At 69.5% G+C, this 4,045-nt stretch carries 5 protein-coding genes and 2 pseudogenes; 4 read left to right on the forward strand and 3 right to left on the reverse strand.

Going from position 1 to position 4,045, the window contains the following annotated elements; genetic code table 11:
- Positions 1-88, forward strand: a pseudogene (locus ACJ73U_RS28425) (cob(I)yrinic acid a c-diamide adenosyltransferase); the annotation flags it as partial.
- A gap of 118 nt (positions 89-206) precedes the next feature.
- A complete protein-coding gene (locus ACJ73U_RS28430) occupies positions 207-956 on the forward strand; it encodes a DUF1206 domain-containing protein (RefSeq protein WP_407780794.1) in 750 nt (249 codons plus the stop codon).
- On the opposite strand, the gene ACJ73U_RS28435 is transcribed toward ACJ73U_RS28430, so the two are convergent.
- Positions 953-1,384, reverse strand: a complete 432-nt coding sequence (locus ACJ73U_RS28435; RefSeq protein WP_407780795.1) for a DUF2550 domain-containing protein — start codon at positions 1,382-1,384, stop codon at positions 953-955. The two genes, ACJ73U_RS28430 and ACJ73U_RS28435, sit on opposite strands and share 4 nt — an antisense overlap.
- A gap of 24 nt (positions 1,385-1,408) precedes the next feature.
- Positions 1,409-1,774, reverse strand: coding sequence for a F0F1 ATP synthase subunit epsilon (locus ACJ73U_RS28440; RefSeq protein ID WP_407780796.1), 366 nt, complete (start codon positions 1,772-1,774; stop codon positions 1,409-1,411).
- Between the two features lie 116 nt (positions 1,775-1,890).
- Here ACJ73U_RS28440 and ACJ73U_RS28445 point away from each other — a divergent pair, with 116 nt between their 5' ends.
- Complete coding sequence (locus ACJ73U_RS28445) at positions 1,891-2,436, forward strand: SigE family RNA polymerase sigma factor (protein WP_407780797.1); 546 nt, start codon at positions 1,891-1,893, stop codon at positions 2,434-2,436.
- Positions 2,433-3,776 carry a hypothetical protein gene (locus ACJ73U_RS28450; RefSeq protein ID WP_407780798.1) on the forward strand — a complete coding sequence of 448 codons (1,344 nt, stop codon included), beginning with the start codon at positions 2,433-2,435 and terminating at the stop codon, positions 3,774-3,776. Before ACJ73U_RS28445 ends, ACJ73U_RS28450 begins: the two co-directional genes overlap by 4 nt.
- A gap of 70 nt (positions 3,777-3,846) precedes the next feature.
- On the opposite strand, the pseudogene ACJ73U_RS28455 reads toward ACJ73U_RS28450, so the two are convergent.
- A pseudogene (locus tag ACJ73U_RS28455) lies at positions 3,847-4,045 on the reverse strand (F0F1 ATP synthase subunit beta); the annotation flags it as partial.

Here is a 4,045-nt window from a genome sequence, read left to right on the forward strand (position 1 = left end):
GAACCGGCTTTCCGACCTCCTGTTCGTACTCTCGCGGGTGGCCAACCCGGACGGGGACGTGCTGTGGCAGCCCGGCGCTGGCCGGTGAATTAGGCCAAACGGCCCGTTCGGGGCAACACCGGCCGGGGTAACTAGCCGGCATGGTTGCCTTGTCCGCTCAGCGTGCGAAGAACAGCCGGGTCCTACAGGGACTCGGCCGTGTTGGGATGGGGTGCTACGGGGTCATCCACCTCATCGTGGCCTACCTCGCGCTTCGGGTCGCCTTCGGGCACTCCGGGGAGCAGGCCGACCAGAAGGGCGCCCTTCAGGAGGTCGGCTCGACTTCGTTCGGGGCCGTCATGCTCTGGGCGCTGGCCATCGGGCTGTTCGCCTACGGGCTGTGGCAGTTCATGATGGCCGCCGTCAGCTTCCACTGGGTGCAGAAGAAGGGCAAGCGCACGCGCAAGCGGATCGGGGCCGTCGCGCGGGGCATCATCGGCATCTCGCTCGGGGTCTACGCCGTGCGGCTCGTGACCGGGAGCGGGAGCGGGCAGTCCGGCAACCAGGGGCAGCAGGAGTGGACGGCGAAGGTGCTCGCCCTGCCCGCCGGGCGGGTGCTCGTCGCGATCGTCGCCGCGATCGTCATCGGGGTCGCCGTCGCCGAGGTCATGCGTGGGGCCAAGCGGTCGTTCGTGCAGGACCTGAACCTTCAGGAACTGCCCACCGGCACCCAGCAGTGGGTGCGGCGGCTCGGGTTCTTCGGGTACATCGCGAAGGGCGTCGTCGTCGGCATCGTCGGGATCCTGCTCGGGGTGACGGCCTTCCAGTCCGACCCGGGAGAGGCCGGCGGTCTCGACCGGGCGCTGAAGACGCTCGCCGCGCAGCCGTTCGGCACCGTCGCGCTCGTGGTCGTCGCGATCGGGCTGGCCGCGTTCGGCGTCTACTGCTTCGCCGCCGCCCGGGCGCACAAGTCCTAGGAGGCCCAGGGCAGCCGGCCCGGCGGGGCGGACTCCAGCCACGACAGGAACCCGGTGAGGGCGTCCGGGCTCATGGCCAGCTCGATCTCGGACATGCCCGTCTCGCGGAAGCGGAGGACCCTCGACGAGGGGGGCATGCTGTACAGCTCCGGGCCGGACGGGTCTCGGCGGTCCGCTATCTCCAGGGCGCTCCGGCTGATGATGCGGTCCGGGCCGGGGCGCAGGCTGAGCACGCGGAACCAGACGAACTCGTCGCCCTGGTAGCGGCCCACGCCCAGGTGCCAGCCCTTGCCCGGGTCATCGAGGTGGGTGCGTAGCGCGGCGTGGACACCGCCGGAGCGCAGCGCGCGCAGCCGGCGTACCGCCAGCCACACGAGGACAGCCGCCACCAGCAGGAGGACCGCTCCGACCATCACTGTGATGTTCACGGCCCGCCCCCGTTCGCTCGGCCGTCAGTCTCGCTGGCCCGCTGCGCGGAGTCGGCTTTGCGCTCTGACACGCGCCTCCGCGTCGTCCGAAGTGAGGTCGGCTCGGGCCGCCTCCACGTCGATCTCGTTGGCCAGGTCGGCGGACTCCGCGAGGATGCTCACCGCGTCGCCCGTCACCGACAGGAACCCGCCCTGGACCGCGGCGGTGACCGTCTCGCCGTCGGTGGTGCGTACCTTGACCACACCGCCCTCGACGAGCTGGCCGAGCACCGGCTCGTGACCTGGCAGGATACCGATCTCACCCTCGGTGGTCTGCGCGGAGACGAACGTGCCGGTACCCGACCACAGGCGTCGTTCCACGGCGACCAGCTGGACGGACATCTCGGCCACGCGGTACCTCCCATGTCTGGCGCTTTTACCGAAGTCTAGTTGGTGCGGTTTCAACCTCCCCAGTCAGGCCGGTGTCTGAATGGGGTGAGACGAGTCACCAACCGACTGGGGTACGCATGAGCGAAGCCGATTTCACGGACTTCGTCACCCACCGTGCCCCCGCGTTGCTCCGCACGGCGTTCCTGCTGTGCGGTGGCGACCGGGGCGCGGCGGAAGATCTGCTGCAGGAAGTGCTGGAACGCAGCTATCCGCGCTGGCGCCGGATCAGCGACACACCCGAGCCCTACATTCGTGCCTCGCTCGCGAACGCGGCGGCCAACCGCTGGCGGGCGCGGTCGCGGCGAGTGAGGGAGGTGCCGCTCGACGACACCGTAGGTGGCACCCGAAGCGGTCATGAGCAACAGATCGTGGAACACGACCGGGTGGTGCGCGCGCTGCGTGAGCTGCCGCCACGCATGCGGGCGGTGCTCGTGCTCCGCTACTTCGACGACATGTCCGAGGCCGACATCGCGAGAGCGCTCCGGTGCAGCACCGGCACCGTGAAGAGCCAGACCTCCCGCGGTCTCGGCCGCCTGCGGAAGCTGCTCGACGACAACGACAACGACAACGACGACGACGGCGACCACCTGTCCGCCCTGCCCCAGGAGAGAACCGCACAGTGAACACGACAGATCTCAGCAGGTTGCTGCACGACGCGGCGGACGGGCTCGAACCGCGCCCGGACTTCACGCGGCAGGTGCTGGCGGGCGGCCGCCGGCACCGGCTGCGCCGCAGGCTGACGGTGGTAGCGAGTGCCGTGGCGGTCATCGCCGTGGCTGTGAGCGGCACGGTCGTGGCCCTCGACCACGAACCCCGGGCCGATGTCGCGAACGAGCTGCTGACCAGACCCACGAAGGGCGGACTGGCCGGCGACCGGGCGTTCCTGGCCCAGGTCCTCGGCGTGTGGGAGTCGGACCTGACCTACATGGATGAGGCCCGCTTCCGCCTCTACGACGACCTGCGCGGCGCACCGCACGTCATGTGGGCCGGCGACACGGCCGCCGGGCCGGTGGCGGTCGTCATCCAGCAGACCTACGTCCACCAGGACTACTGGGTGCATGCCCAGTACGCCGGGCTGCGGACAGTCACGGGTCTGGTCGCGACAGACCCCACCGACGGCAAGCTCAGGCTGGTCGCCACGCGCTCCCCGATCGACAACGCGTCCGACGTGCCCACCTGCTTCAGGTTCGGCCAGTACAACCGACTTGCGCTGGTCGTCGACGAGGGCAAGCCGCTCTACCTCTCCACCTCTGTCTCCCCCGGCTCCGCCCCTGTCTCCACCGGCCCGAACGACTCCCGGACCCGACTCCAGTGGCGACGGATCCAGGCTCGCGACGGCGTCGCGATGTTGTCCACCGACGACGTCGCCGCTGGGCCCCTCGCTACCTACCAGGGCGATCATCCGCCGGAGGTGGTCGACATGGCGAGGAGATCGTCCGGCATCGCGGACGCCGAGATTGGCCTCGGCCACCGGCAGGTCGATCCCCACTTCCGCCTCCCGATTCCCAACTTCTTCCCGTGGAAGAACAGGTGGACCATCGGCACGCCGGTCGCGGGGGTGGACACCAAGGAGTTGGAACGCACCGCCCGCCCGGCCAGTAGATGGCAGATCACCGTGTGGTCGCCCGATCGCGTGATTCTCGTGCGAGAGAACATGATCATCGACAACAAGAGCAAGTCCCCTCCGCAGGGGGCCGTGCTGACCGTCGAGACCTATGAGCTCGTGGGGAACCAGTTGGGCCCGTCCAACGTCGAGGACGTCGGCGTCGTGGACCACGACGCCGTGCTGCCGATCAGGTACCGCATCCCGGACGGCGGTGGCTGGATCGTCGCGCGGAAGGACGGGTCGCTCGCCTACCGCACCACGCGGGACGGTCAGTGGCGGGACGCGGGCGAGGACGCCGCGTTGCTGCCGGACGACGCCGTGCAGGTGAAGGTCGGCGAGGACGTCGTGTCGCTCTAGCGGATCGCTGTGGAGAAACGCCGAACGCCGCGCCCCGGAACCACAGGGGGCGCGGCGCTCGGGAGAGCACCTACTTGCCGGTGATCTCCTTGTACTTCTTCTCCAGGTCCTCCAGGCCACCGATGCCCAGGAACGCCTGCTCCGGGTAGTGGTCGAAGTCACCCTTGGTGATCTTGTCGAAGGACTCGACGGTCTCCTCGCGGGGCACGGTCGAACCCGGCTGGCCGGTGAACTGCTCGGCGACCAGCATGTTCTGCGACAGGTAGCGC

It is taken from the genome of Actinophytocola sp. (assembly GCF_045807065.1).
Lineage (GTDB): Bacteria > Actinomycetota > Actinomycetes > Mycobacteriales > Pseudonocardiaceae > Actinophytocola.